Source organism: Tautonia sp. JC769, assembly GCF_040717455.1.
Classification (GTDB): Bacteria; Planctomycetota; Planctomycetia; order Isosphaerales; family Isosphaeraceae; genus Tautonia.
In genome coordinates, this window is sequence record NZ_JBFEFH010000009.1 from 129,376 (window position 1) to 153,095 (window position 23,720).

Annotated in this window: 20 protein-coding genes, 1 tRNA gene and 1 pseudogene; 10 read left to right on the forward strand and 12 right to left on the reverse strand. The window is 64.7% G+C overall.

Translation table 11 applies throughout. From position 1 onward, the window contains the following. Positions 1-24 precede the first annotated feature (24 nt). Together AB1L88_RS11650 and AB1L88_RS11655 are read left to right on the forward strand one after the other, a co-directional pair. A complete protein-coding gene (locus AB1L88_RS11650) occupies positions 25-3,021 on the forward strand; it encodes a BPTD_3080 family restriction endonuclease (protein WP_367096827.1) in 2,997 nt (998 codons plus the stop codon). Further along, complete coding sequence (locus AB1L88_RS11655) at positions 3,021-5,699, forward strand: DNA methyltransferase (RefSeq protein ID WP_367096828.1); 2,679 nt, start codon at positions 3,021-3,023, stop codon at positions 5,697-5,699. The genes AB1L88_RS11650 and AB1L88_RS11655 overlap by 1 nt, the downstream gene beginning before the upstream one ends. Before the next feature lie 42 nt (positions 5,700-5,741). Here the strand turns inward: AB1L88_RS11655 and AB1L88_RS11660 are convergent, their stop codons facing one another. From AB1L88_RS11660 to AB1L88_RS11670, 3 genes are read right to left on the reverse strand one after another with little or no spacing between them, the layout of a single operon-like run. Continuing rightward, positions 5,742-6,467 carry a hypothetical protein gene (locus AB1L88_RS11660; RefSeq protein WP_367096829.1) on the reverse strand — a complete coding sequence of 242 codons (726 nt, stop codon included), beginning with the start codon at positions 6,465-6,467 and terminating at the stop codon, positions 5,742-5,744. A 55-nt stretch (positions 6,468-6,522) separates the two neighbouring features. Next, a complete protein-coding gene (locus AB1L88_RS11665; RefSeq protein WP_367096830.1) occupies positions 6,523-7,617 on the reverse strand; it encodes a hypothetical protein in 1,095 nt (364 codons plus the stop codon). Beyond that, the gene (locus tag AB1L88_RS11670) at positions 7,617-8,336 is read right to left on the reverse strand and encodes a hypothetical protein (protein WP_367096831.1); all 720 of its coding nucleotides are present in this window, start codon (positions 8,334-8,336) and stop codon (positions 7,617-7,619) included. The genes AB1L88_RS11665 and AB1L88_RS11670 overlap by 1 nt, the downstream gene beginning before the upstream one ends. A 629-nt stretch (positions 8,337-8,965) precedes the next feature. Here AB1L88_RS11670 and AB1L88_RS11675 point away from each other — a divergent pair. Together AB1L88_RS11675 and AB1L88_RS11680 are read left to right on the forward strand one after the other, a co-directional pair. After that, complete coding sequence (locus AB1L88_RS11675) at positions 8,966-9,217, forward strand: hypothetical protein (protein ID WP_367096832.1); 252 nt, start codon at positions 8,966-8,968, stop codon at positions 9,215-9,217. A gap of 71 nt (positions 9,218-9,288) precedes the next feature. After that, entirely contained in the window at positions 9,289-9,588 is a 300-nt protein-coding gene (locus AB1L88_RS11680; RefSeq protein WP_367096833.1) for a hypothetical protein, read from the forward strand. A 278-nt stretch (positions 9,589-9,866) separates the two neighbouring features. Here AB1L88_RS11680 and AB1L88_RS11685 read toward each other — a convergent pair whose 3' ends face one another. From AB1L88_RS11685 to AB1L88_RS11705, 5 genes are all read right to left on the reverse strand, one after another. Next, the gene (locus AB1L88_RS11685) at positions 9,867-10,109 is read right to left on the reverse strand and encodes a hypothetical protein (RefSeq protein ID WP_367096834.1); all 243 of its coding nucleotides are present in this window, start codon (positions 10,107-10,109) and stop codon (positions 9,867-9,869) included. Next, the gene (locus AB1L88_RS11690) at positions 10,106-10,381 is read right to left on the reverse strand and encodes a hypothetical protein (RefSeq protein WP_367096835.1); all 276 of its coding nucleotides are present in this window, start codon (positions 10,379-10,381) and stop codon (positions 10,106-10,108) included. Before AB1L88_RS11690 ends, AB1L88_RS11685 begins: the two co-directional genes overlap by 4 nt. Before the next feature lie 84 nt (positions 10,382-10,465). Further along, positions 10,466-11,266: a hypothetical protein gene (locus tag AB1L88_RS11695; protein WP_367096836.1), complete on the reverse strand. Its 801-nt coding sequence runs from the start codon at positions 11,264-11,266 to the stop codon at positions 10,466-10,468. 270 nt (positions 11,267-11,536) lie between these two features. Beyond that, a complete protein-coding gene (locus AB1L88_RS11700; protein WP_367096837.1) occupies positions 11,537-11,833 on the reverse strand; it encodes a helix-turn-helix domain-containing protein in 297 nt (98 codons plus the stop codon). Further along, the gene (locus AB1L88_RS11705) at positions 11,820-12,263 is read right to left on the reverse strand and encodes a hypothetical protein (RefSeq protein WP_367096838.1); all 444 of its coding nucleotides are present in this window, start codon (positions 12,261-12,263) and stop codon (positions 11,820-11,822) included. The genes AB1L88_RS11700 and AB1L88_RS11705 overlap by 14 nt, the downstream gene beginning before the upstream one ends. A 170-nt stretch (positions 12,264-12,433) precedes the next feature. On the opposite strand from AB1L88_RS11705, the gene AB1L88_RS11710 reads away from it, so the two are divergent. The 4 genes from AB1L88_RS11710 to AB1L88_RS11725 all read left to right on the forward strand — a co-directional run bounded on the left by AB1L88_RS11710 (position 12,434) and on the right by AB1L88_RS11725 (position 16,017). Continuing rightward, positions 12,434-12,507 (forward strand) — tRNA-Phe (locus AB1L88_RS11710). Between the two features lie 72 nt (positions 12,508-12,579). Then, complete coding sequence (locus tag AB1L88_RS11715) at positions 12,580-12,921, forward strand: hypothetical protein (protein WP_367096839.1); 342 nt, start codon at positions 12,580-12,582, stop codon at positions 12,919-12,921. 118 nt (positions 12,922-13,039) lie between these two features. Then, positions 13,040-13,654 (forward strand): tyrosine-type recombinase/integrase, encoded by a 615-nt coding sequence (locus AB1L88_RS11720; protein ID WP_367096840.1) that lies wholly within the window; start codon positions 13,040-13,042, stop codon positions 13,652-13,654. A gap of 1,574 nt (positions 13,655-15,228) precedes the next feature. After that, positions 15,229-16,017, forward strand: a complete 789-nt coding sequence (locus AB1L88_RS11725) for a hypothetical protein (protein ID WP_367096841.1) — start codon at positions 15,229-15,231, stop codon at positions 16,015-16,017. Positions 16,018-16,282: 265 nt separating this feature from the next. On the opposite strand, the gene AB1L88_RS11730 is transcribed toward AB1L88_RS11725, so the two are convergent. Next, on the reverse strand, positions 16,283-17,137 hold the full coding sequence (locus tag AB1L88_RS11730) for a DUF692 domain-containing protein (protein ID WP_367096842.1): 855 nt from the start codon (positions 17,135-17,137) through the stop codon (positions 16,283-16,285). Continuing rightward, positions 17,137-18,009 (reverse strand): TIGR04222 domain-containing membrane protein, encoded by an 873-nt coding sequence (locus tag AB1L88_RS11735; protein WP_367096843.1) that lies wholly within the window; start codon positions 18,007-18,009, stop codon positions 17,137-17,139. The genes AB1L88_RS11730 and AB1L88_RS11735 overlap by 1 nt, the downstream gene beginning before the upstream one ends. Positions 18,010-18,399: 390 nt before the next feature. On the opposite strand from AB1L88_RS11735, the pseudogene AB1L88_RS11740 reads away from it, so the two are divergent. Further along, positions 18,400-18,570 (forward strand): annotated as a pseudogene (locus AB1L88_RS11740) (helix-turn-helix domain-containing protein); the annotation flags it as partial. Positions 18,571-18,589: 19 nt separating this feature from the next. Next, complete coding sequence (locus AB1L88_RS11745) at positions 18,590-19,297, forward strand: hypothetical protein (protein WP_367096887.1); 708 nt, start codon at positions 18,590-18,592, stop codon at positions 19,295-19,297. On the opposite strand, the gene AB1L88_RS11750 is transcribed toward AB1L88_RS11745, so the two are convergent. Next, the gene (locus AB1L88_RS11750; protein ID WP_367096844.1) at positions 19,206-22,382 is read right to left on the reverse strand and encodes a multidrug efflux RND transporter permease subunit; all 3,177 of its coding nucleotides are present in this window, start codon (positions 22,380-22,382) and stop codon (positions 19,206-19,208) included. The two genes, AB1L88_RS11745 and AB1L88_RS11750, sit on opposite strands and share 92 nt — an antisense overlap. Beyond that, complete coding sequence (locus tag AB1L88_RS11755; protein WP_367096845.1) at positions 22,379-23,620, reverse strand: efflux RND transporter periplasmic adaptor subunit; 1,242 nt, start codon at positions 23,618-23,620, stop codon at positions 22,379-22,381. The genes AB1L88_RS11750 and AB1L88_RS11755 overlap by 4 nt, the downstream gene beginning before the upstream one ends. Positions 23,621-23,720: the final 100 nt, after the last annotated feature.

Here is a 23,720-nt window from a genome sequence, read left to right on the forward strand (position 1 = left end):
CGTCGTGGGGCAGGATCGTGATTCATGGCCGATGTCGTCATTGAGAACCCGATCCTCAACTCCCCCTTCTCCGAGCCGACGCGGCATTTCCGATTCGACGACGAGGGGATCACCAACGAGGTCGTCTCGGGCCGGCGGAGCAGCTCCTACTTCGTGCCGATCCCCCGGCCGAAGAAGAAGGGGAAGCAACTCCAGTTCGACACCGAATGGACGCAAGACCGGGTCGAGGAAAACCCGGTCGTCAACCGCATCCGGCAACGGGTCGGCATGTGGCGCGAGGCGGGCTATCCCGACGCCACCCCCGTCACCCGGCGCCTCCTCGAATACTGGACCGACCCCGAGCGCGAGAAGAAGCTCTTCTTCTGCCAGGTCGAGGCCGTCGAGACGGCCATCTACATCGCCGAGGCGGCCGTGAAGCGGGGCGATGCCTGGATCGTCACCGCGATTCAGGAGGCCAACGAGGGGGCCAATCCCGGCCTCTTCCGGGTCGCGATGAAGATGGCGACGGGCAGCGGGAAGACCGTGGTCATGGCAATGTTGGTCGCCTGGCACGCCCTGAACAAGGCGGCCCGACCGCAAGACCCCCGGTTCTCCGACTCGTTCCTGATCGTCTGCCCCGGCATCACGATCCGCGACCGGCTCCGCGTCCTCTTGCCGAACGACCCCGAGAACTACTACCGTCAGCGCGACATCCTCCCGCCCGAGCAGATGGAGCAGCTCGGCCGCGCGAAGATCGTCATCATCAACCGCCACGTCTTCAAGCTCCGCGAGCGCGGCGACGCCTCCCGGCTCACCAAGGCGCTGCTCACCAACGGCCAGCCGGGCGCCTTCACCGAGACGCCGGCCCAGATGGTCAACCGCGTCTGCCGGGAACTCGGGACGAAGAAGAACATCGTCGTCCTCAACGACGAGGCCCACCACTGCTATCGACGCAAGCCCGACGGCCTCGACGAGAAGCTTACCGGCGACGAGCGCACCGAGGCCGAGCAGCGCAACGAAGGCGCCCGGATGTGGCTCTCGGGCCTGGAAGCGATCCGGGAGAAGCTCGGCATCAAGGCGATCTACGACCTCTCGGCCACCCCCTTCTTCCTCAAGGGATCGGGCTACCCCGAGGGCACGCTCTTCCCCTGGGTCGTCTCCGACTTCTCCCTGATCGACGCCATCGAGTCGGGCATCGTCAAGGTCCCCCGCGTCCCCGTCTCCGACGACTCGATGCAGGGGGACCAGCCGACCTATCGGAGCCTCTGGCTTCGCATCCGGGAAGGACTGCCCCGGAAGGGACGAAAGACCGAGGCTCACGAAGGAAAGCCGACCATCCCCCTCGAACTCCAGGGGGCCATCCACAGCCTTTTCAGCAATTACGAGAATTACTTCCGCCTCTGGGAAGGCAGCGCCGAGGCGCAGGCCAAGGGGCTCACCCCGCCCGTCTTCATCGTTGTCTGCAACAACACGAATGTCTCGAAGCTCGTCTTCGACTACATCGCCGGTTGGGAGAAGGGACTCCCCGACGGCTCGACCGCCCTCGTCCCCGGCGAGTTGCCCCTGTTCAGCAACGTCGAGGATGGCCGGTGGAGCCCCCGGCCCAAGACGATCCTCGTCGACAGCGAGCAGCTCGAATCGGGCGAGGCCATGAGCGCCGAGTTCAAGAAGATCGCGGCCGTCGAGATCGAGGAGTTCAAGGCCGAATACCGCGCCCGGTTCCCCGGCCGGAGTACGGACGACCTGGCCGACGAGGACCTGCTCCGCGAGGTGATGAACACCGTCGGCAAGCGCGGCAAGCTCGGCGAGCAGGTCCGATGCGTCGTCAGCGTCTCGATGCTCACCGAAGGGTGGGACGCCAACACCGTCACCCACATCCTCGGGGTCCGGGCCTTCGGCACGCAGCTCCTCTGCGAGCAGGTCGTCGGCCGCGCCCTCCGCCGGATGAGCTACGCCGCGAACGACGAGGGGCGCTTCGAGCCCGAGTATGCCGAGGTCTACGGCGTCCCCTTCTCGTTCATCCCCTGTTCCGGCTCGACCCAGGAACCGAAGCCCGGCCCGATGCCGACCCGCGTCCGGTCGCTCGACTCCCGGATCGATTGCGAGATCACCTGGCCCCGCCTCGTCGGCTATCGCTACGAGCTCCCCTCCGAGCGGCTCACGGCCACCTTCTCCGACGATTCGACGCTCGCCCTCACCACCTTTGACGTTCCCACCAAGACCGAAAACGCCCCGATCGTCGGCCAGGCCAGCATCCACACCCTCGACGACCTGAAACGGCGACGGCCCAACGAGGTCGCCTTCCTCCTGGCCAAGCTCACCCTCGACCAGTATTTCCGCGACGACGAGGGGGCCGAGAAGCCCTGGCTCTTCCCGCAACTGCTCGGGATCGCCAAGCGCTGGATGGACGAGTGCCTCGTCTGCAAAGGGGGCACGTTCCCGCAACTGCTCCTCCTTGCCCAGCACGCACACGCGGCGGCCGACCGCATCTACAAGGCGATCGTGGCCTCGACCGAGGGCACGCCCTCGCTCAAACCGATCCTCCGCCCGTATGACACGCTCGGGACGACCCGTTTCGTCGACTTCGACACCACGAAGCCAACCTACGCCACCCGCGCCGACAAGTGCCACGTCTCCCACGTCGTCGCCGACACCGACACCTGGGAGCAGAAGATGGCGCAGGTCCTCGAAGACATGGACGAGGTCGCCAGCTACGTCAAGAACCACAACCTCGGCTTCATCATCCCCTATGTCATCGACGGCCAGGAGCGGCGCTACCATCCCGACTTCATCGCCCGGATCGACGACGGCCGGGGGCCGGATGACCTGCTCAACCTCGTCATCGAGGTCACGGGCGAGCGGAAGAAGGACAAGGCGGCCAAGGTCTCGACCGCCCGAACGCTCTGGGTCCCGGCCGTGAACAACCACGGCGGTTTCGGCCGGTGGGCGTTCGTCGAGATCGCCGACCCCTGGGATTCCGAGAGCGTCATCCGCGCGAGCCTGCTCGCCCCGATCGCCCAAGCCACCGAAGGGGGTGCCTGATGGCCCGGAAGAAAGCCGAGAACGGCAAGGCCGATGCCTCGACGAAGAAGAAGGGGACCAACGGCCGGCTTGAGGTCGAGTCGCTCCGCCACCGCAAGGACGAGCGCGTGAACATCCCGACCGAGGAACTCCGCGACTTTGTGGCGAGTGACGAGGCCGCCCCCTCTTCGGTCCTCTACCCCCGCGATCCCTCGCTCGACCCGCAGCTCGTCTGGAAGGGCAAGGACGAGCAGGACCGCGCCGACCTGGCCGTGCCCAGCGTCCCGATCTACGTCCAGGAGAAGATCCACCCCCAGGCGATCATCGAGGCCGTCCGCTCCCAGGCCCGCAAGGACGAGCCCGACGACTCCTTGCCCGGCCTCTTCGACGACTTCAACGGCCTCGACGACTTCGACAAGAAGATCGACTTCTACCAGCACGCCCAGCACTGGACCAACCGCCTCATCCTCGGCGACTCGCTCCACGTCATGACGAGCCTGGCCGACAAGGAGGGGCTCAAGGGCAAGGTCCAGACGATTTTCATCGATCCGCCCTACGGGATCAGGTTCGGGTCGAATTGGCAGGTCTCGACTCGAAGGCGAGATGTCAAAGACGGAAAGCCCGAGGATGCCACTCGACAGCCGGAGCAAGTGAGAGCATTTCGTGACACTTGGGAATTAGGCATCCATTCATACTTGGCATATTTGCGGGATCGGCTTACGGCGGCTTCCGAATTGCTCACGGAAACCGGGAGCATCTTCGTTCAGATTGGCGACGAAAATGTCCACCTCGTCAGATCAATTCTCGACGAAATATTTGGCAGCGAAAATTTTTGCTCCTTGATTACGGTTTCAAAAACGGGTGGACAAACCGCAGAGTTGCTGGGTGGAGTATGTGATTACTTGCTATGGTATGCAAAAAATCGTGACATTGTAAAATTTCGACGTGTATTGATTGAGAAGGGGTTGGCGTCGGACTCCGCAGGAGTATATCGATGGGTCCAAGAGCCATCAGGGAATACCCGGCGACTTACCAAAGACGAACTCGCCTTGCCGGAACGATTGCCGGATGGTTGCAGAATATTTCGGGTCGACAACATCACGTCACAACGACCACCGGGAGATTTTCCGGTCAAATTTCAGGGCAAGACATACGGCCCGGGAAAAGGGTACTGGAAGACCGGCGAAGAGGGGATGGCCAAGCTCATCTCCGCTAATCGCGTCGTTGTGTCAGGAAACTTCCTTGCGTACAAGCGTTTTCTAGATGACTTCTTGGCGCAAGAAATTGCCAACCTATGGACAGACACCGGCACAGGCAGTTTTACCGATCCAAAGATTTACGTGGTCCAGACCGGGACCAAGGTGATTCAACGCTGCTTGCTGATGACCACCGACCCCGGCGACCTCGTCCTCGACCCGACCTGCGGCTCGGGCACAACCGCCTATGTCGCCGAGCAATGGGGCCGGCGCTGGATCACGATCGACACGAGCCGCGTCGCCCTGGCGCTGGCCCGGACCCGCCTGATGGCGGCCAAGTATCCCTATTACCTGCTCGCCGACTCGCCCGAGGGAGTCAAGAGGGAGGCCGAGATCACCGGCCAGGCCCCCCCGGACTACCCGACCGAGGGGGACATCCGCAAGGGTTTCGTCTACCGGCGCGTGCCCCACGTCACGCTCAAGAGCATCGCCAACAACCCGGACATCCGGGAGGGGATGACCCGCGCCGAGATCGACGCCGCCATCGCCCGCCACGCCGACACCGAGACCCTCTACGACAAGCCGTATGAGGACCCCAAGCGCCTCCGCGTCACCGGCCCCTTCACCGTCGAGAGCCTCTCCCCCCACCGCGTCCTCTCGACCGACCCCGACCGCCCCGCCTCCGAGGCCGACGGCCGCGCCTCCTCCGCCCCCTCGGCCGGCGCAGCGTCGTATGAGTCGATGATCCTCGACAACCTCCGCAAGGCCGGCGTCCAGAACACGAAGAAGGCCGAGCGCCTCGTCTTCGACCGCCTCGACCCCTATGCCGGAACCTGGCTCCACGCGACCGGCGCCTACACCGACACCGACGGCCAGCCCCGCCGCGTCGCCGTCTCCCTCGGCCCCGAGCACGGCACCGTCGGCCCCCAGCACGTCAAGGAGGCCGCCAAGGAGGCCGTCCAGGGCCTCGGCTTCGACCTTTTACTCGTCTGCGGCTTCGCCTTCGATCCCCACGTCTCCGAGGAGACCAAGCGCTACGGCACGCTCACCATCCAGCCCGTCCGCATGAACCCCGATCTCTCGATGGGCGACGAACTGCTCAAGAAGACCGGCGCCGGCAACCTCTTCATGATCTTCGGCGAGCCCGACATCTCCCTCGACCCCCTGCCCGACGGACGCCTCACCGTCACCATCCACGGCCTCGACATCTACGACCCCACCACCGGCCAGATCCGCTCCTCCTCCACCGACGACATCGCCTGCTGGTTCCTCGACACCTCCTACGACGCCGAATCCTTCTTCGCCCGCCACGCCTATTTCACCGGCTCCGACGACCCCTACTCCAAGCTCAAACGCGCCCTCCGCTCCGAGATCGACGAGGCCCACTGGTCCAGCCTCTACTCCACCACCAGCTACCCCTTCGATCCGCCCAAGACCGGGAAGATTGCGGTGAAGGTCATCAACCACTACGGGGATGAGGTGCTCAAGGTGTACTGCCTTTGAGTGGCAGTAGTCGAGGTCAAAGGAATCGCCTAAAAAATTCAGTTAAGCGGGTGGTTCATCGGAAACAATCGGCAGGGGAACGAAAAAACCGTGATCTCGATAGCCGGACCAGTCAGCAAGATTAAGAGGATAGCGAGCAAGCCGGAACGCATGTGCTAGGTAACTTGGGTTTAATCTTTTGAAGGGTGTCTGTTGAACATGGCCTGGGCCAATGTGCCTTGTAAGCATCGCTTCAAATTTTCTTCTTTCCTCATCGGAAATGAATTCAATGTTGGCAAAATTGATCAAAGGCTTCTTCGCTTCTTTGTAACAATCATGCACGAATGTCGCACATGTGAACGCATACATCCCTTCTGCTCTGTCGTAAAGAGGATGAGTTTTTCTCGAAGGATTACCAAAATAATATCTGCTAAGATTGTCTTTGATGATAGATGGTTTTGAATTATGTGTTTTTGCTGCCGTGTCAATTATTTTTGATCTTCTTGGTCCTCCGAGATCTTCGCAAGATCCAAACAAGTTAATGTAGCAGCAAGAACCAGCGTCGCGACATTTCCAGTAGTCGCGTTCTACTTGGGTTAATGTCATATGATACACAAGCACCTGCATGCTTGAGATGTCCCGACCTGGGTGATCTCTTGCTGCTAGCCCAACATGAGCGGTTTTGGTTTTTACCCAATTGCCAGCATCTTCGTCAGCCAAGTAAAATAGGACATCGCCTTTGCGGATTGGCTGAGATGCCGCACGCATCATCAAATTATGAATAGCCAAGGTAAGCGCTCGCCGCACAACAAGCCTTTGGAAGTCCTGCTACACTGTTACAGTCCTAATTTGTGAGCACTCCCGTAACAAACGCCGCGAACCGAGGCACAACCTTGGCCAGCACTGCTTTATCCCCGTCTTGCATCATCACGGCGAGCATGTCTTGAAACTCTGAAAACAAATCAGATTTTAGCAGGATGATACTTCCTGTCGCATACCATTCCACGCGTTCACTGCGAGGAAGAAATGTGATTGGATGTCCGATAAAGAGGTAGAGGATGTCTGCTCTCAAGGGGTGAGATTCAATTTGGCCTAATTTGTCTTTCAGGGTGGCCTCACAACGGCCCGTTATTTCTAACAGGCGAGCAACGATGCCGGGGATGTTAGTGTAGTCATCCTCACTGGCGGTTACGAAATGCTCGAACAGCTTCTTGCTCGTTGCTTTTAATTCATTGCACCAATCGAGGTTACTTAATTTTCGTGTAGCAACGACGATAGCATCGAGCACGGCTGTAAGGTCATTCTCTTCGTGAAGAGATTCGATATGTCGACAAATTGGCCCCAATGCTTCTCTCGGTGAGATCTCTGATAAGGTTCTAAAGATTTCTACGCAAAGTCTTCCCCAGTTATGCTGCATTGATTCGTTATCGGCAGCTTCCTCCATCGTTCTTACGATCAATCCCGCTACACGCTCACACTGTTCCGCAAGCTGGTACTCAGCAGACCTGGCGAGCGCAATTAGGTATAAATGATCATCTCCTAACGCGCAAGTAAGACTTGACTCAATCAACTCCGCCGTTGACGGAAAGTTGAACATCGACAGAACTTCGATTGCAGCGATTCGGTTCGCAAGGTTCTGACTGGAACCGTGTATCGACATCTTGATCTTGGTTGCAAGGGCCCGGAGCAGAATCGGCTGATGGATTGGTTCTTGCTTTTCCAATAGGTCAACAAGGCGAAATGCGACGCCCGCTATTTCGTCTTGTCGACAGGTTAAAAGCCTGTCAATCTGCCAAGAAATGGAAGAACCTGAAGATGTTTTTGCCCCCAACTTCCGCCCTTTGGTCTCCTCAGAGCGCTTCCAGGGGTGTCCGGCAGTTTTTCGAGACGCCGGAAAACACTCCTGTCTGTCGGTGTTATGAAGAGTTGCGAGGCCCATTAGGCAGATCCTTCGACTGAGTCTTGGTCCGGGTCGTTTTCCTCAACCTCAAGGGCTGGGAGACCCAGTTTGCTATGAAGCTCCGAAATTAATCTTCCTTTTGACCGAGCCCGCTCTAACTGTAATTGAAGCTCCTTTAAATTCCTGGAATCCAAAGAAAAATACATCGTAGAGATAGAACCATTGCTCATGTATTCCAGGCACAATGTGTTGGTTACTATGTCAAAATATAGTTCGTGTCCAGGATCGTCGAAAACTGGTCGAACATCGGTAAATATGCTTAATTTCTGTACTCGATTTGGTCTCATTGCCAACAAAGATTTGGCCTTGGCTTCTCGTTGCAAGAGCGAGTTAGCGAACAGACGAATTATAGCCTCGCGAGTTCGCTCCCACTTCTTCGCATATTCGGCTGGCCACTGTTCTGGCTTGAGGGTACTTAATGACTCCGACAGTGTTAAAAACAGATCGTCGGGTGACAATTCCAACGCATGACGAAGATCATGAACGGGGTAAACAAATTCACTGAGAATGGTTTCCAAGGAGGGGATAAGGGTGCTGTCGTTTAGGCCCTCCGAAATTTGAAGCGCACGAATTTCTGTTGGGGCGAGACTAGGTTTCGATTCGCCCAAAAATTGCGTTATGCCGATAATTTTCTCTTCTCCGAAGTCAAGAAGAGATCGGATGGCGTATACAGCCTCTCTGGGCAATCTAAGAGGCATCCGTACAATCTCCGGAAACCAAGAGGTTTGAAGCTGAGCAAAAGGATTATCCAGGAAACTCTGAAGTTTCGGTAGAGATGATTTTACCCACGATAGCACCTTTGCTCTTGGGAGCAAGACCCAGAAAAACTCATTCTGCTCAAATGGAGGTTGTCGGGTTTAACTCTTTGGGCCCACGCCTGCACGAATAATTCGAGTGTCAGGAGCAATTTCGTTGGCCGATTGAGTCATAAACCTTTTCGGTTTCGCCACCTAGCCTCATCTGGTCGGTGGCGGAGGTAGTTCTCGCTGTCTTGCCCATTCTCTAACGCCACTGGCGATGATGTCGGCCGCATCTTGACCAGTCTGATCTGCAATTTCGCGAAGCCACGCGACCCACTCGGGCCGGGCTCGGATCTGCACAAACTTCGACCGGGGATTCTCCGACGGGGGGCGACCCCGCCCTCGCTTCGGCTCTGCCATTGCGCTCGCCCTCGATGTTTTTTGTCACTACGTTATTGATTTGGCGTAGTGACAGAATTATGCTCCCCTCAGACGGGCGAGCAAAGGGCGAGCCCGCAAATGAGAGGGGGCCGGGTGACTGGTACTCACCCGACCCCCGAGGGCAAGGCTGATAGAGAGCCCCACCCATGACCATCCTCTTTGATTCCACCCGCCCCGCCAAGACCAACCGCCGCTTCGCCCGGTGCCTCGGGCGCCCGACCGACGCCTACGGCAACCCGCTCCGCCGGGCCCGTTACTCGGCCTCCGATGCGGCCTGGCACGCCGCGCAGGGCGGCGACTTCCACTCCCTCGACACCGACACCGCCTCGATCCTCTGGGAGCAGGCAGAGGCCGACGCAGATGCCCAGCGCCGCGTCGAGTCCCCCTTCTACCTCTGACCGGCCCGGGGCCGGGGGCCACGCTGCTCCCGGTCCCGATCGCTCCCCACCCCTTCCCGGAGGATCACCCTATGAGCATCCCGACTCGACACCCCCGCCGCTCCGCCGCCTCGACCTGGCCGGCCTGGACAGACGAGGTCCGCTGGACCCTCGGCCCCACCTCCCCCGACCTCGACGACCCCGACTCGCCCCCCTCGGGCCGCCTCGTCTGCTCGTGCGGTCGCGTCTTGGTCGAGTCCGATCTCCCCGGCCCCGACCAGATCGCCGACGGCGCCTGCTATACCTGCGGAGCGGCTGAACGACCCTCTCTCGACGAGCCTTGCTCCATCGCCTTCGACAAGGCCCCCGAGGATAGCTCCTCGCCCTTCTGAGCCCCGAGGGAACGCCGGTCACGCGAACCGCCCCGATCCGTCTGGCGCCTGGCGCCGACGGGCCGGGGCAGGTTCTTTGGTCGACCCGGACCAGTCCCCGCATCGGGAACAGTCACGGGTTAGACAGAGTTGGTTGCCCAGGTAGGTTCTTCCGCGAGGGTGAAAGCCACCCCTGTTAGGGGAAACCTCGCAGTATAAGACACACTTTCTTTTAGGAGAGTTGCAGCCGATAACGTCGCCACGCGCGAGCCGGAATCCGGCAGCGTCGCGACCGATGCTCAGTAGGCGGGCCTCCTGCCCTCGGAGGCATCCTCGGCGCCCTGGCGGAGCAACTCCATCGCTTCGGGGCTCCGGTCCCATCCCCTGCGAATGGCGTACTCCTCGACCGTCGGGGGGAGTCGTCGGCCGAACCTCGCCCGGTCGGCGCCCCCATCTCGGGCATCTGCCACGAGCCGATAGGCCGCTCGATAGATGAGGCAGGCTTCCATCTCGGCCGAATTGGACTCCTCGCCGTGGTTCATCGCGTGGCACCCTTCTCGCAGTCGGCCAGCTTCCGCTCGGCCTGCTCCCGGTGGGCTTGCTCGACTTCGAGGGTTGCCGTCAGCTCTTCGACCTCGACGGCCAGGGCCTCTGCCTCCTCGATCGCCGCGTCGCGTTCGTCCTGCGTGGCCTCCAACTCCATCTCCAACTGACGCTCGCGAGCCGTACTCAGGGGGCGGTGAACGTCGAAACCGACCGCCAATGCGAGGGCAAGGAAGGCGACGGGCCAGAGCATCAGTCGGAATCGACGCATCAAATGGGGTCCTCTCCTCGGGCATCGCGGCCAGTTCCGGGACGACCAGCAACAGGATAACCCCGAGGAACCGGGCCGAACAAATTAGGATGCGCCTGTGCGCGTTCGGGTCTGCTCCGGGGCCGATGCCATACCCGAGGGGGGCCGACCTTCCGCATGACGCGCGTCGACATTGATCTGCAACGCCATGAACGACTCGGGCAGATGGCGTTGGACGGTGTGGAGCGTCTTCAAGGCCCGTTGGAGGCGCTTCTCCGCCCGATCGATGGCCCGATCCCGCCGGGCGTCCCCTCGCGGGTGGAAGCCGGCGAAGAGCCAATCGAAATAGGCCACCGAGGCGGAGAAGGCCAATGCCCGGACGATCGGCGACGGGTCCGGGCCGGCCAACTCTCCGGCGAAGCTCAGCAGGTCTGCCTTGAATCGATCGGCCATCGCCCGATCATCGGGATCCCTCCCCTGCCCCGTGGCCGAGTTCACGACACGATCGAGCATGGCCCGTTCCATCATCCGCCGCAGCTCCAGGGGCTCGACGGGCGCAGGGGTCGTCTTGGGGGTCGTCTCGCTCATGCTGCGTCTCCTGCGTCGCCTGCGTCGCCAGGGGCCCCGATTGGGGCGATGGAAGCCGGCGGCGCGGAGCGCCCACTCCGCCAGCGTCCGGGACAGATTGAAAAGGTCGTTGAAGGCGCGATCGGCGGATGCCTCGGCCTCGCGCCGGGCGCGGTCGGATTGCCTCTCCGCTCGCCTGGCCGCTCGTCGAGCGACGAGGGATTCGGCCGCCCGAAGGGCCGACGCGCCGGAGCCGAGGTAGACCGTTCGCACCCGCCTTCCCTCACGACGGCTCTCGTAGAAGTAGCAGAGACCGCCTCGTCGTCGCTTCCAGGGCATTAGACATCTCTGGACAGATTTCGGCCGTGTTGCCCTACACCGATCGTCGTTGCACCACTTCGGAAGATTGAGGCCGGATCCAAGGTTGCCAGCCCCGGAATTCCCGAGGCGTCGGGGGCAGGATAGCCGGCTCGATTTTGGCACCGCCAATCACTGTTCTTTCCGTTGCTTGCAGTGAAGCGCGACGACAAAACCTCCCCCACGAAATCGAGCCCCGTCGTCCTCCGGGATCCGACTCGGTCGATTGCGACTCCACCCCGCGAGCTTGCCTCAGATGATCCCTCGCTTGAGCAGTTTCAGCGCGATTGGGGCGATCTCTCGCCCCCAACCGGCCAATCGCTCGGCCGTTACCACCGCCTCGGCCAGATCAGCAAAACGAGGATCGCCGGCGCGGCCCGACTTGATCCAGCGTTGCAGCGTCCGCTTGCTGATCCCGGCCGCCTCCGCCGCCTCGTCCCGGGTGAGTCCCTCGGCGATCCCCCGGAAGAGAGAGACGAGCCGACCCGGCGTGTAGATGCTCGGCCGGCCGCCCCGGTTCGTACTCCGTCCTTTTTTATGGTGCGTCATTGATGCGGAAACCCTCCTCTCGGAGCCGCTCAATCGTCCGATGGTACGCTACCCACCGCCCCCGACTGGCCAGCCAGCCCAACCGGCGTCGCCAGTATTCGCAGGGTCCCAGACGCTCCAACCACCATCGCTGACGGGCCGCCTTGAACCGCTGCCATCGCTCCTTCGACTCGGCCTCCTGCCGCTGCCAGGATTCCTCGATCCTCTGCTCTCGAATGAGGCCCGCGACGAGGTCGAATCGCTCGGCCCACGTCGAGAACCCCTCTTCCCCGGCACGTCCTCGTCGGAGCCACTCTTGCAACGTCCGCCAGCCGACCCCGACCCGAGCGGCGATCTCTCGCCTCGGTACGCTTTGGCGCAGGAGGTCGATGATCGTCTCCCCCAGCTCGGCCGAGAACTTCGTCGGCCGGCCTCCTCGGTTCGGCGTCATCGCCCGCTCCCCTTCCCCGAGGCGGCCCGGACCATCGCGAGGATCCCGGCCTTCACGGCCTCGGGCAGCGCTTCCCACGAGTCGACGACTTCGCCCAATGCCGGGTTCATCGGCGTGGCGCGCTGCCCATGCGCTGCCCGGGCTGTTATGCGATGGCGTAACGGCTTGATGGGAATTGGCTTAGGGGTGGAGTCGCACAGGACTGAAAATCCTGGTGTCGCCGGTTCGATCCCGGCTCTGCCCACTTGGACTTACGTCACGTCACCCCCTCGAATCGACACGGTACCCGACACGCTATCCGGGTAGTCCGTGTTCGATGCCCAGGGAACCGAAGCCGTGGCTCTGGAAAGCCCGGAAGGCTTACTACGCCCAGATCGCGGGCGTCCAGGTGCGTCTCTGCAGTCAAGATCAAGGCAAGGCAGAGGCCCAGCGTGAACTCTACCGGCGGTTGGCCGACCGCGGCATGGCGTCGATCGCCAGGTCGCTCAGTGTCCGCGAACTGTTCAATGAGTTCCTCGAAGATGTTTCTCGCCGCGTCGAACGCGGGGAGCGATCGCAATCGACCTGCGACGGCTATCGCCGCTTCCTCAAGCCGGCCGCCGAGGTCCTGGGGGCCCGTCGTCCGGAAGACGTCCGGCCGATCGACGTCCAGCGCTGAGTTGAGGCCCCGAGCTTGTCCTGGATGCCACGACGCGTTTTAACGCCATCCCGCGGTTGAGGCGGCCTTCTCCTGGGGCCGCAAGGCCGGCCTGCTGCGTACCAATAGGATCGAGCGGATGGAACGACCAACGCCCCTGCGGCGGGAGTCGGTGCCGACCGAGGATGAGGTGCGTGCTCTCATCGCGGGCGCCGGCGCCCAGCCGTTTCGCGACCTGCTGACGGCGCTCTGGGAGACCGGTTGCCGGCCCCACGAGGTGATCACCCTCGAAGCGGATCGAGTGGACCTCGACGCCACGTTCCGGCTCGTGCTGAACAAGACGCGGGGGAAGACCGGGGCCCGCGATCGACGCGTACCGATCAACGATCGCGTCGCGGAGATCAGCCGTCGTCTCTGCACGCAATGGCCCACCGGGCCGATCTTCCGCAGCCGGGACGGCAACCCCTGGACCCGTCACGCGATCACCTGGCGCTTCAAGCGGCTCCGTGACGGGCTCGGCCTGTCGGCGGGATTGACCAGCTACGGGCTCCGGCACCTCTTCGGCAAGGCGAGCCTGAAGGCGGGCAACACGTCGTCGGAGACGGCGGCCTTGATGAGGTACCGTGATGCCCGGATGGTCGATCGGCCTTACGGGCACTGGGACGACCAGGATGAGATCGTCCGGAAGGCGGCCCGGCGGGTCCGGCCGGGCGAGGCAACCCCGCCCGGTGGACCGGACCATCAGGAAAGATGATCGCGGGCCGGGCGTGCGGGCGATTCGTGGCCGGCGCAGGACTGCCGGTAGTCGAGCAGGTCGGCCTCGTCGATCCGGTAACGTGCCCGCGGAGCACCACCCTTCGGGCACGGATCTGCCCGTCGCGGATCAGGTCGTAGACCGTCGAGATCGCCAGGTTCAGGCGCACGGTCGCCTCGGCCACGGTATATGGCGTGCCGTCGACGCGCCGCCGTCTGGATTTCCTTGCGTCAGTGCTCATCGCTCGTGACGCCCTCCACTCCGAAGGCAATGGCGCCGGCGATGCCAGCCCCAGCTCAGGCGATCGGTTCGGTGAAGAATCTCTCGTTGGGAGGGTACGGCCGAAGCCGTGCGACCGGCTTGGGCGCAGGAACGAGCACCCCCAGGGCAATGCCCTGCCATGGTGATCGAGTTTGTGCAGATGGCTCCAGATCCGGAAACCCAGGATGCCGATGGTCTCGATCGGGGCCGGAAACAGTGGACTCAGGGGGTCAGCGGTGCCACCGCCGAAAAGTTGATCGCGCGTTGGCGCGAGTCCAACACAGGAGCACCCGGGTGAAAACATAGGATCTGGACCCGGGTCAAGGGACTGCTGTCCCTGATGGCATTCGCGATGCGTATCTTGTAATCGTGAACATTAATAATGAAATGGCCTGGGCTGACTCTCGGAGGACGAGACTCGAAGAACCTGCATGCGCCGCAAGGGAAATCGGCATCAGGACACGCTGACCTCTTGAAGAAGACGACGGATGCCGCGTCATCATGCAGGAGCGTTCCCCGGAATTGGTTCCTGAGCCATCCGAGGCGACGGACGTGACTCTCCGAGTTGCATGAGTTCCCTTCATCCTCCGCGGTCCTCGGAGGACCCATCAGGCCTGCGCTGGGTACGCGGCCGTGCTGCGCCCTGATCGTTGCTGACACAAGCCGTTCAGTCGCTCTCTGCTGGCGCCTTCTCGCCGGAACCGTTGCTGGCATCGGTCCCACTTCTCTGATCCAGGGCCGATTTTCCCCTTCGATCTCGAGTGACCTGGAGATCTCGTCTCCGACCTTCCTGGTGATCCCCGAGCGGGCGTCACGTCGCGCGGCCCTCGCCGCCACCCCCGCACGCCCTCGCCCCGGCATCCTGACTTGCGCTCGCCGCGTGACCGGGTTCGCCCGCTGAAGGCCGGAGACGGCCGGTCGAGATCGGATGGGGCCGGCAACGCCCGACTTGTCCTTGATCGCTTCGGCCTGGTCATCTCTTGCCGGCCGTTGCGCTCCGGCGTCGCCACGTCACCGGCGCGTGAGTCCGGAGCCGTCAATGTGCGATCCTTCACGCCATTCGATCGATGAGGGGAGGGGTCGCAACGCGGGGCGAGCACCAGTACAGGTCCCGCGAAGACGCGATCCTTCCGGTCAAGATTATTAGGATGTCCTGACCCATGCCTTTGGTGTCTCGAACCTCGATTGAGCCTGCCGGTCCGAGTGGTGAGGATCAGGAGGCAAACGCCTCGATCGCCCCGGGTTGTCACGCTCATCGCGACGATCCTGCGCGACCGGCCGAGGCTGCCGGGACCATTGACTCTCCCTCCGCAATGCAACGGGTCTGGGCCGAAGCGGCCGAGGCGCTCGCAGGCTGGACACTCAGCCAGATGGCCGTGCGCCGCGATGTCTACGGGCACTACGACGACCAGGGTCTGTTGCGGACCTGCATCGGACCGACCAAGGTCGCCCTGATCGAGCATTGCCGGGGCGAATCGGTCGTCGCGCCGCACACGACCTCGTCGGAGAATCAAGTCCGGCTCCTGACGATCGACCTCGACGCGAACGGCGAGGCCGCCGACAGCGCGATTGGTGTGCGAGACCGGGACCATGGACTCCTCGAGGCACGTCAGCTCCAGGATCGAGGGCTGGAGGTCTGGCTGCTCGACTCCGATGGCCGAGCCGGCGATCACCTGAAGGCCTGGCCCCACCGCGCCACGGAACGCCTCGGAGTGATCCGCCGAGAATCCCCGCGGCTCGACGGCGACGGCACCGTCTCCCTCACGGCTGCCTCGGGCGGCTCCGAGCGGTGGACCTTTGCCGGATATCGCGCGAATGCGATGTTCGTGGCCGGGCTCTCACTCCTCACCCGATGCCGCGTCGCGTTCGACAACCTCGCGACCACATTCGACCGGTCCTTGGATTTCGAACTGATGGACGCCGATCCCCGGCCACCGCAGCGCCACGACGAGGGATCGAGCCTGCCGCAGGAGGGTCACCCTGACGAGAGGCCAGCGACGGGGATGCAACCCGTCACGCGTCACGCGAAACCGGAGGTCGACGGCGAGTCGTTCGAGCCGGGCCGCGTCGGTAAGCCGATCATCCTGGCCGAGCCATCGTGAGAATTGATGGCCGTCGGCCAACGGACCGCCCCTTGATGGGCGAGGGGTCTGAGAGGCGTATTCGGCGAATAGACCCCCGAAGCTGTCGCCCAGGGCCGTGGACTGCGCCGGCCACGCCCGGGCGACTTCACTCGCCCGCTTGCGGGCGAGGGACCGGGCCGCGGCCTCGAACCGCTTGGGCTCGAAGCCCGGAGGGGGAGGCCCTCCCGCCGTGAGCGCGCGGACGAGCAGCTCCTGACGATCGCGCAGTTCTTGATCGATCCATTCATCGGCCATCGACGGGCCCCCTTGACCGCCCCCGATCCAGGGCGTCCCGAATCGCGTCCAGCTCGGCGAGGATCGCATCGTCGGTCGGGAAGCGATCATCGCGTTCGAGCAGTGCGCCCGGGACGGGGCCCCTGGCCGAGAGCTCCTCGAGCAAGCCGAAGACGGGAGCGGGGACCGGGTGGGCATGCGTGTCGTGGTAGAACCCCTCCCGATCGACGCCGCCTCCGAGGTGGACGTAGGCGATCCGATCGAGCGGGAGGGCGTCGAGGAAGGCGATCGCATCCCCGCCGTGATTCCGGGCGTTCGCGTAGATGTTGGCCACGTCGAGCAGGAGGAGGGCGCCGGTGCGGTCGAGCAACTCGGCCAGGAACTCGGCCTCGCCCATGACCGGCTCCGGCCACTCGACCAGCGTCGAGACGTTCTCCAGAGCAAGTGGCACTGGCAGGGCGTCCTGCACCCGGCGGACGCGGTCGACGAGCAGATCGAGCATTTTCGGGGACCTCGGGACCGGGAGCAAGTGACCGGCCTCAACCCCTCCGGCCCGGACGAAGGCGACGTGCTCGCTGACGACGGGAGCCTCCAGCCGGGTCGCCAGCGTCGCGAGGGCCGCCAACCTCGATCGGTCCAGCGGCCCGGCCCCGCCGATCGAGAGCGAGATCCCGTGCGGCACGACCCGGACGCCGCGCTCCCGCAGCCGTTCCATCGCCGCCGGCAGCGGTCCCTCGGGATCCAGGCCCTCGGCGATGACTTCCACGAACCCGAGCCCGCGATGACGTTCGATCAGCCAGGCCAGCTCCGGTCGCCAGCCCAGCCCCAGCCCCAGCTCCACGTCCGGGTCGATGGTACGGCTCATCACCCGCCTCCGCCCCCGCACCCACCACAGCCACCACCACCTCCTCCTCCATCACCGCCACCGCCAGGACCTCCGCCCGACGAACTCGACGGGGGATCGAGGGTCAGCCGTAGTGGGTCCAGGAGGCCACCCACGAGCACACCGGTACCGAACAGCGCCACCGCCCTGGCCACCTCGCGTGGCTGGAGCGACTCGGATCGCGTCTGGCTCGTCTTCTTCAAAGCGTAGTTGCTCCTTCGGAGACGCTCCAGCAGGCGATAGCCCCGACGGGTGTGATGCGGCCTGAGGAACAGGAAAATCGCCCCGAAGACGGCCGTGAGAACGCAGAGGGCGACGAGGAACCCGACGGGCCGGTCGCGTGCCAGGCCGACCTGGATCTTCATCAGCCCCAGGACCAGCAGGAGCAGGACCGGGATCCCGGAGGCGAGCTGGATGACCCGGGCTCTGTGGTGATCGACGACCAGCCCGAGATCGATCAGATCGTCGCGGTAGGCGTGGAGCACCGGCCTGGCGTCGCGATAGATCGCGTCGAGTTCGCGCTGCGCCCCGCCCGCCTTCACGGAGGAGAGGACCGTACGCTCGAGTTCATCGAGCGGCTCCGGCGGCGGCTCCTGGGCCACGAAGGTGCGTTTCTTGCGGTTGACGGCCAGCGCACCGGCCTGGACCAGGCTCGCGATCGCGGCGTTGACGGCGTAATTTCCCCGCTCGGCGAGGTGCGCCATCCGGTACTCGTCGAGGTCCGGGCTCTCCGGGCCCAGTTCGATCGGGGTGCGGAGCATCCATCGAAGGATCAGGGAGCCGGTGACGACACACATCAGGAGCGTGACGTACAGGGCGAGGAAATCCGGGCCGTTCAGATTGAGGGGATTCATGCTCAGGACTCCGTTTCCGAGATCTTCAGGGCAGGAGTGAACTCGGCCGGAACAGATGGAAACAGACGGAAGGCGCCCCGAACCCCATGGTCGGCATGAGGAGCGCCGATGCGATCATCCCCATGAGACCCGACCGGGCCTCAAGCTTACAGGGTGCCCGTCTTTCGGGCCCCGATCGCCCGATCAGAATGTGGCCGACGACCAACCGTCGAGGGAGGGAGAAGCGACACGCCGTGGGTTATTGCCCGGCCCGGCGGGTGTCCAGGCTTGCCTGGCCGAGATCGTCGGACCCCAAGAGAAATGTCCGGTGTTTGGCCCCAACAGAAATGTCCGGTCGATGCGATCTCCAGCCCAAGCCTGGAGGTCGCCATGAACCCCGATCGGATTGCCATGAGTCAGCGTGATCGCGAGCCCCTCACCGTCCTCAGGCCGGTCCTCGATGGACCCCGCTCCCAGGCCGAGGCCGCCCGGCTGCTCGGCAAGAGCACCAGGCAGGTCCGACGCCTCCTCGCTCGCCTGAAAGACGAGGGAGAGGCCGGGCTTGATCCACAAGCTCCGAGATCGCCCCTCGAGTCGAAGAATGAAAACAACAACAAAATGCAATATTCTCTCGTTCTGCGAGGAGCATCTCCGGGACTTCGGCCCCCCGCTCGCCGCGGAAACCCTCGCCGAAGTGGGCCTGCAGGTCGGCCTCGAGACCCTCAGGCGATGGCTCACGGCCGAGGGGCTCTGGCAGCCGGCCCCGCGACCCGACACCCACCGCACTCGACGCCCGCGACGCGCCTGCTTCGGCGAGTTGATCCAGCTCGACGCCTCGATCCACGAGTGGACCGAGGGACGCGGCGAGGCCATGGCCCTCTCGGCCATGATCGACGACGCCACCGGCCGCGTCCTGGCCCGCTTCGCCCCGGCCGAGATCCCCGACCACGTCCTCCGCAACGTTACCGAAAACCGCCGGACCATGAGGTTTCACGATTTCGGCTTCGAGGAGGAGTCACCGCGGGGAGTCTCTCATGGCCACGTCGGCAGCGGCGGCAACTGCTCATGCCGATCGTGGTCTTCCAAGACGAGGACAGCCGCCGAGGTCGGCAGCGTCATGCCGGTCTCGACGGTCTCGATCCCGATCGTGAGCCGGAGGGGGCAGGCCGTCGGCCCGCGGCCGCCCCTCCGCAGGGGCCCGATCGACCGGGAACGGGTCAGACGGCCGCGTTCGACTCGGGTTCGGGTGTGGGGGCGGGCGTGCGTCCCTCGGCCATCCGTCGGACGACGACGTAGAAGACCGGCGTGAAGAGGAGGCCGAAGAAGGTCACGCCGAGCATCCCGAAGAAGACGACCGTGCCGAGGGCCCGTCGCATCTCGGCTCCGGCCCCGGTGGCGATCAGGAGCGGGATGACGCCGAGCACGAACGAGAAGCTGGTCATCAGGATCGGCCGCAGCCGCAGCCGGCTCGCCTCGATCGCGGCCGAGACGCGGTCGAGCCCCTCGTCCTGCTTGGCCTTGGCGAACTCGACGATCAGGATCGCGTTCTTGCTCGCCAGGCCCATCAGCACGACGAAGCCGATCTGGGTGAGCAGGTTGTTGTCCTGGCCCCGGAGGATCACCCCGGCGATGCCCGAGAGCAGGCACATCGGGACGATCAGGATGATCGCCATCGGCAGGCCGAGGCTCTCGTACTGCGCCGCCAGGACGAGGAAGACGAACAGGACGCAGAGCGGGAAGATGTAGGCCGCCGTGTCGCCCTGCTGCCGCTCCTGGTAGGCGATGTCGGTCCACTCGTACGAGATGCCTCGGGGCAGTTGGTCGGCGGCGAGCGCCTCCATCGTCTCCAGCGACTCGCCGGAGCTGAAGCCGGGGAGCGTGTCGCCGGAGAGGTCCGCGGCGGGGTAGAGGTTGTAGCGGATCACGCGGTCGGGGGCGGTGATCTCCTGCATCTCGACCAGCGACCCGAGCGGCACCGCCGCACCCTGGGCGCCGAGCACCCGGAGCCGAGCGATGTCCTCCTCCTCGTTGCGGAACGGGACGTCGGCCTGGGCCGCCACCCGGTAGGTCCTGCCGAGCAGGTTGAAGTCGTTCACGTAGACCGACCCGAGGTAGACCTGCAACGCCTCGAAGACCCGCTCGAGCGGGACGTCGAGCATCCGGGCCTTGGTCCGGTCGATGTCGGCGTAGAGCTGGGGGGTGGCGGCCCGGAAGGTGGAGAAGACCTGGACCAGGCCCGGGGCCTGGTTCGCGGCCATCGCCAGGCCCTCGGTCGACCGCTGGAGGGCGTCGTAGCCGAGGCCGGCGCGGTCCTGGACCATCATCTTGAATCCGCCGCCGGTGCCGAGCCCCCGCACCGGGGGGGGCGGGATGACGAAGACCTGGGCCGCGGCGATCGAGGACATCTTGCCGCGGAGCTCGCCGAGGACCGCGTCGTGCTCGACCCCCTTCCTCGTCCGCTCCGGGAAGGGCTCGAGCGTGACGAAGACGGCCGCCGCGTTCGCGCTGTTGACCCGGGTCGCCCCCGAGAAGCCGGCGAAGGCCACCGCCCCGGCCACGCCGTCGGTCCCCCGCGCGAGCGCGACGATCTCTCGGGTCACCTCGTCCGTCCGGGCGAGCGAGGCGCCGTCGGGGAGCTGGGCGGCGACGATCAGGTAGCCCTGGTCCTGGGCCGGGATGAAGCCGGTCGGCACCGATCGGAACCCGTACCCGGTCGCGACCATCAGGCCGACGTAGGCGACCAGCGCCACCGCCGCCCCGCGGACGACCCGGCGGAGCAGGAAGGCGTAGGCGTCGGTCGAGCGGTCGAGCGTCCAGTTGAACCCCCGGAAGAACCAGCCGAAGAGGAAGTTCCAGAGGCGGTCGAAGGGATCGGGCTTGGCCGCCCGGGGCTTCAGCAGCAGGGCGCAGAGGGCCGGGCTGAGCGTCAGGGACACGAAGGTCGAGATCGACACCGACACGGCGATCGTCAGGGCGAACTGCCGGTAGAACTGCCCGCTGATCCCCGAGAGGAACGAGGTGGGCACGAAGACGGCGATCAGCACCAGCGTGGTGGCCACGAGGGCCCCGCTGATCTCGTCCATCGACCTGCGGGTCGCATCGCGAGGGGAGAGCCCGTCGGCGATGTTCCGCTCGACGTTCTCGACGACGACGATGGCGTCGTCGACCACCGTGCCGATCGCCAGCACCAGGCCGAAGAGCGACAGGTTGTTCAGCGAGAACCCGAGCAGCTGCATCGCCGCGAAGGTGCCGACGAGCGAGACGGGGATCGCCGCCAGGGGGATGATCGTCGCCCGCCAGCTCTGAAGGAAGATCAGGACCGTCATCGCCACCAGGCCGGTGGCGATGAAGAGGGTCTCGAAGACCTCGTCGATCGAGTCCTGGATGTACTCGGTCGGGTTGTAGATGAGCCGGTAGACCAGGCCCGGGGGGAAGTCGAGGGCCATCCCGTCGAGCGCCGAGACGACGTCGCGGGCCGTCTGGACGGCGTTCGAGCCGGGCTGCTGGAAGACGACGACCGCGACGGCCTCGTCCTCGTTCAGGTAGCTGTTGACCGAGTAATCCCAGGCCCCCAGCTCGACGCGGGCCACGTCGCCGACGCGGACGAGGCGGCCCTCCTCGCCGGTGCGGACGATGACGTCGGCGAACTGCTGGGGGTCGGTGAGGCGTCCGAGCGTGTTGACCGGCAGCAGCAGCTCGTTCTCCGGGCCGATCGGCGACCGGCCGATGGCGCCGGCGGCCACCTGGACGTTCTGGCCGCGCAGGGCTTCCACCACCTGGCCGGCGGTCATGCCGAGCGAGGCGAGCTTGTCGGCGTCGAGCCAGACCCGGATGCTGTATTCTCGGGCTCCGAAGATGCGGACGTCGCCCACCCCCTCGATCCGGGCGAGCACGTCCCGGACGCGGAGCAGGCCGTAGTTGCTGATGTAGAGCTGGTCGAAGGTCTTGTCGGGGGAGGTCAGGTGGGCCACGAGCAGCAGGTCGGGCGACTGCTTGCGCGTGGTGATGCCGATGCGGCGGACCTCCTCCGGCAGCCTCGGCTCGGCGACCGCGACGCGGTTCTGGACCAGCACCTGGGCGACGTCCAGGTCGGTGCCCAGCTCGAAGGTGATCGTGATGTTCATGGAGCCGTCGTTGGCCGACTGGGACTCCATGTACATCATCCCCTCGACGCCGTTGATCTCCTGCTCCAGCGGCGTGGCCACCGTGCGGGCGATGACGTCGGGCGAAGCCCCGGGGTACTGGGCGCTGACCACGACCGTCGGCGGCGCGACGTCGGGGTACTGGGCGACCGGCAAGCTCGCGAACGACAGGCCGCCGACGATCGTGATGACGATCGACAGCACGCCCGCGAAGATCGGCCGGTCGACGAAGAAGTGGGCGAAGCTCCTCACGGGGCGTACCTCCTGCCCGGCATGAAGCCGACGGGGCCCGCCCCGGTCGGGTAGATCTGCTCGATCGGCATCTCTCGGTCCCAGGTCGCTTCGTCGACGTCGATCGTCCCCCGCTCGGGGCGGACCTCGACGCCGTCCCTGATCGCCTGGATGCCCTCGATGATCACCGTCTCCTCCGGGCCGACCCCCCCCCGGATGACCCTCAGCCCGGCCACGGCCCGGCCGATCTCGACGCGGCGGCGGACGGCCTTGGCCCCCTCGTCGAGCACGAACACGAAGGCCTGGGACTGGTCCCGGACGATCGCACCGTCGGGCAGCAGGGTGGCACGATACGGGGCGCTGCCCGGCAACCTGACCTTGGCGAAGAGGCCGGGGGTCAGGACCTGATCCGGGTTCGGGAGGATCGCCCGGCCCCGCATCGTGCCGGTGAACTGGTCGACCCGGTTGTCGACGAAGTCCATCTTCCCGGGGTGGGGGAAGCCGTCCTCGTCGGCGAGCTGGACGGCGATCGGCGTGGCGTAGTCCCGCGAGCTGGGCCGGGAGCCGTCCTTGGAGCTCCTGACGTATTTGAGGTAGTCGCGTTCGTTGGCGTCGAAATAGACGTGGATCGGGTCGAGCGAGACGATCGTCGTCAGCAGGGTGGCCTGGCCGGCTTCCGCGTTGACGAGGTTCCCCACGGCGATCAGGTGTCGTCCGATCCGGCCGGAGACGGGCGCCTCGATCGTGCAGAACTCGACGTCCAGCTCGGCCGCCTCCAGGGCCGCCTCCGCGGCGGCGACGTCGGCCTCCGCCTGGCGGACCTGGCTGGCCTTGATCTCGTACTCCTCCTGGGTCTCGGCGTTGCGCCGGACGAGCTGGGCCGAGCGGCTCTCCTCGCGTCGGGCGAGCTCGAGCTGCGCCTGGGCCTGCTCGAGCCGGGCGCGGGCCTGGTCCCACGCGGCCTCGTAGGGGCGAGGATCGATCGTGAACAGGAGGTCCCCCTCCGCCACCATGTCGCCGTCGGTGAAGTGGATCTCGTCCAGATAGCCGGACACGCGGGCCCGGACCTCCACCTCGTCGACCGCCTGGAGACGGCCGGTGAAGTAGTCCCACTCGATGACCTCCCGGACGACCGGCTCCGAGACGACGACCGCCGGCGGCGGCATGGTCGGCGACGGAGCGGCCTCCCGGCAGCCGGCCAGCGCGGCCAGCAGGCCGAGCGTCGGCCCCGCCGCCGCGACGCGAACCCAAAGACTCATGATCGTTCGTTCCCCTGATCTCGATCGACCCGGCGGCCCCGGGCGGACTCCCGCCCCGCTCGACCGCCGAGCCCCCACGCCCTCCCGGGCCGATCTCGTC